At 70.3% G+C, this 4461-nt stretch carries 1 protein-coding gene; it reads left to right on the top strand.

Annotated features, from left to right (window positions below; all coding sequences use genetic code 11):
• Positions 1 to 19: 19 nt before the first annotated feature.
• A partial coding sequence (locus tag I0Q12_RS26520) for an amino acid adenylation domain-containing protein (protein WP_307846547.1) occupies positions 20 to 4461 on the top strand: 4442 nt, incomplete at its 3' end.

Here is a 4461-nt window from a genome sequence, read left to right as displayed (position 1 = left end):
GCACACGTCCACGACCGGCGTGACGACGCTGGTGTCGTACGTGCTGCCCGCGGCCGGATCGGTCGTCGACCAGGACGCGCTCAAGGAATTCGTGGGTCGGTCGCTGCCGTCCCACATGGTCCCCTCCGTGGTGATGACCCTCGACGCGATCCCCCTCACCGGGAACGGCAAGCTGGATCGGAAGGCCTTGCCGGAGCCTGTGTTCGAGGCCAGGGAGTTCCGCGCTCCGTCGACCCCCACCGAGGAGACCGTCGCGGCCGTGTTCGCCGAGCTGCTCGGTGTCGAACGTGTCGGCGTCGACGACGACTTCTTCGAACTCGGCGGCAACTCCCTGATCGCGACGCAGGCGGTCGCGCGCCTCGGCGCCGTCGTCGACGCCCGCCTTCCCGTACGGGACCTGTTCGAGTTCTCCACCGTCGAATCCTTCGCCGACTACCTCGATTCGCTCGGCGATGCGGCAGGGCGCGTCCCGCTCGTGCCGCAGGACCGGGGCACCGTCGTCCCGCTGTCGCTCGCGCAGCAGCGGATGTGGTTCCTCAACCGGTTCGACACCACGTCGACCGTCAACAACATCCCGCTGGCGATCCGCCTCACCGGCCACCTCGACGTCGCGGCCCTGCGCGCGGCGATCGGCGACGTCGTCGAGCGGCACGAGATCCTGCGGACGGTCTACCCGGAACTCGACGGTACCGGGCACCAGGTGGTTCTCCCCACCGCCGAGGTCGTCGACGAACTGATCCCCGTTCCGTCGACCGCAGGCGAAATCCTCTCGGACGTGGTCGATTTCGTCGACGAGGGATTCGACGTCACCATCGCGGTCCCGGTGCGGATCCGTTTGTTCACCCTCGGCGAGGACGAACACGTGCTCGTTCTCGTCGTGCACCACATCAGCGCGGACGGCTCGTCGATGGCCCCGCTGACCCGCGACGTGGTCACGGCGTACGCGGGCCGGAGCGTCGGATCGGCGCCGGCCTGGGAACCGCTGCCGGTCCAGTACGCGGACTTCGCGCTGTGGCAGCGCCGGGTCCTCGGTTCCGAGGACGATCCGGACTCGCTGATCGCCGCGCAGCTCGACTACTGGAAGAACACGCTCGCCGGGTTGCCCGATGAACTCGCCCTGCCGACCGATCGTCCTCGGCCGCAGACCGCGTCGAACGCCGGTGCGATGTACCGCTTCCCGATCGACGCGGATCTCGTCGAACGCCTCGAAGCGGTGGCCGCCGCCCAGCACGGCACCCTGTTCATGGTGGTCCACAGCGCGCTCGCCGTGCTGCTGGCCCGGCTGTCCGGCACCGAGGACATCGCGATCGGCACGCCCGTCGCGGGCCGCGGTGAGCAGGCGCTCGACGACCTGGTCGGCATGTTCGTCAACACCCTCGTGCTGCGTACCCAGGTCTCGCCCGCAGCCACCTTCACCGAACTCCTCGCCCAGGCCCGCGAGACCGACCTGGGTGCGTTCGGGCACGCGGATCTGCCGTTCGAGCGGCTCGTCGAGGTGCTCAACCCCGTCCGGTCGCAGTCGCGGCACCCGCTGTTCCAGGTGGCGCTGTTCTTCCAGAACCTCGAGGAAGCCCACCTCGACCTCGCGGGCCTGCGCGTCGAGGGGCTCGACGCCGGCACGACGACCTCACGGTTCGACCTGCAGCTGACCCTCGCCACCGACAGCGACACCGACGGCATGGTCGGCATGCTCACCTACGCCACCGCGCTGTTCGACGAATCGTCGGTCGTGGAGATCTCGAAGCGACTGCTGCGCATCCTCGACGCGGTCTCCACCGATCCCACGGTGACCGTCGGGGACCTCGAGATCCTCGGCGCCGGCGAGCGCCGCGTCCTGCTCGACACGTGCAACGACACCGAGCACACGATCGCGGACCGTCTGCTGCTCGACGGCTTCGACGCACAGGTCGCCCGGACCCCCGACGCGACCGCACTCGTGTACGAGGGTCGCGAACTCACCTACGCCGAATTCGATGCCGAAGTCAATCGTCTTGCGCGGCACCTGATCTCCCTCGGTGTCGGACCGGAGTCCCGGGTCGCGCTGGCGATGCGCCGGTCCGTCGAACTCGTCGTCGGCATGTACGCGGTCCTCCGCGCGGGCGGCGCCTACGTGCCCGTGGACCCGGACCACCCGGCCTCGCGCACCGAGTACATCCTCGACGCCGCCGAACCCGTCTGCGTGCTCACCACCGAGCGCGACGATCTCACGCTGCCCGAGCGCATCCCGGTCCTGCACCTCGACACCCTCGACCTCGCGCACCTGCCGGCCACGCCGGTCCCGGCGAGCGAGCGAACCGGGGTGCTGCGTCCCGGGAACACCGCCTACGTCATCTTCACCTCCGGATCCACCGGACGCCCGAAGGGTGTCGCGGTTCCGCACGGCGCGATCGCGAACCAGATGGCCTGGATGCAGGGCGAATACGGACTCACCGAGGCCGACGTCTATCTCCAGAAGACCGCCACCACGTTCGACGTGTCGCTGTGGGGCTTCTTCCTGCCGCTGCGGGTCGGCGCGACGCTCGTCGTCGCGACACCCGACGGGCACCGGGACGCCGAATACGTCGCCCGCACCATCCGGGAACGGTCGGTCACCGTCACCGATTTCGTGCCGTCGATGCTCGCCGTCTTCGTCTCGTACGCGGACCCGGCCGACCTGGTGACGCTGCGCGACGTGTTCGTCATCGGTGAGGCACTGCCCGCGCAGACCGCGCACGCGTTCGCGTCGGTCTCGTCGGCGGGACTGCACAACCTGTACGGGCCGACCGAGGCGGCCGTGTCGATCACCTACCGGCAGGCGGCGCTCGACGACGCCGGGTCGGTCCCGATCGGTGTGCCGCAGTGGAATTCGAAGGTGTACGTGCTCGACGGGCGGCTTCGTCCCGTCCCGCTGGGGGTCGCGGGTGAGCTGTACCTGTCGGGCGTCCAGCTCGCACGCGGGTACCACGGCCGGGTCGACCTGACCAGCGACCGATTCGTCGCCGATCCCTTCGGTCTCTCCGGCGATCGCATGTACCGCACCGGCGACCTCGTGCGCTGGACCCGCACGGCCGGCGGCGCACCGGAACTGGTGTACATCGGCCGCACCGACTTCCAGGTGAAGTTCCGCGGCCAGCGCATCGAGCTCGGCGAGATCGAGACGGCCCTGCTCGCCGACCCCACCGTCATGTCCGCATCGGTGCAGGTCGTCGCGACCCCGACCGGCGATCAGCTCGTCGCCTACCTCGTCGCCGAGGCCGGCGCCGACATCGACGAGCAGTCGCTGCTCGCCGGGCTCGGCAAGAGTCTGCCGTCGTACATGGTTCCGGCGGCCGCCGTCGTCCTCGACGCGTTCCCGCTCAACGCGTCCGGCAAGCTCGACCGCAAGGCGCTGCCCGAGCCCGTGTTCGAGACCCGCGCGTTCCGCGCCCCCACCACGCCGGTGGAAGAGATCGTCGCCGCGGTGTTCGGCGAGGTGCTCGGCGTCGAGAGGGTCGGTCTCGACGACGACTTCTTCGCGCTCGGCGGGAACTCCCTGATCGCGACCCAGGTCGCGGCGCGCCTCGGCGCCGCCCTCGAGGTCCGCGTTCCGGTGCGGGAACTGTTCGAGGCCTCGTCGGTGGAGGCCCTCGCCGCCCGGCTCGAGTCGCACACCGGTGCCGGTGGACGCGCTGCGCTCACGGCGCAGGTGCGCCCGGAGCGGATTCCGTTGTCGCTGGCGCAGTCCCGCATGTGGTTCCTCAACCGGTTCGACCCGGACTCGACCGCCTACAACCTGCCGACCGCGCTGCGCATCCGCGGAGCCCTCGACGTCGAGGCGCTGCGCGCGGCGGTCGCCGACGTGGTGGCGCGGCACGAGTCGCTGCGCACCGTCTACCCGGAGACCGTCGACGGGCCCGTCCAGGTGATCCTGCCTGCCGGACGCGCCTCGGTCGCAATGGACGTCGTCACCGTCGACGAGGCGTCGATCGCCGGGGCGATGGCCGGATTCGTCGGGCAGCCGTTCGACGTGACCACCGAAATTCCGCTCCGCGCACGGGTTTTCGAGCTCGGCGCCGAAGACTTCGTGGTCGTCACGGTCGTCCACCACATCTCCGCCGACGGCTCGTCGGGCGGGCCGTTCGTCCGTGACCTCGTCACCGCGTACACGTCCCGGATCGGCGGCGGCGTGCCGTCGTGGGAACCGCTCGCGGTGCAGTACGCGGACTACGCGTTGTGGCAGCGGTCGGTGCTGGGCTCGGAGGACGATCCGTCCTCGCTCATCTCGCAGCAGATCCGCCACTGGACCACAGCCCTGGCGGGTCTGCCGGACCAGTTGGAGTTGCCGGCCGATCGTCCGCGTCCGGCGGTGCAGTCGGTGGCCGGTGCGCGGGTCGGTGTGGAGATTCCGGCGGAGTTGCACGGGCGGTTGGTGCAGTTGGCGCGGGCGCACAACGCGACGTTGTTCATGGTGGTGCACGCGGCGTTGTCGGTGCTGCTGGCGCG

This window comes from Rhodococcus sp. CX (assembly GCF_015865005.1).
Lineage (GTDB): Bacteria > Actinomycetota > Actinomycetes > Mycobacteriales > Mycobacteriaceae > Rhodococcus.
This window is presented reverse-complemented; position numbering and strand designations above follow the sequence as displayed.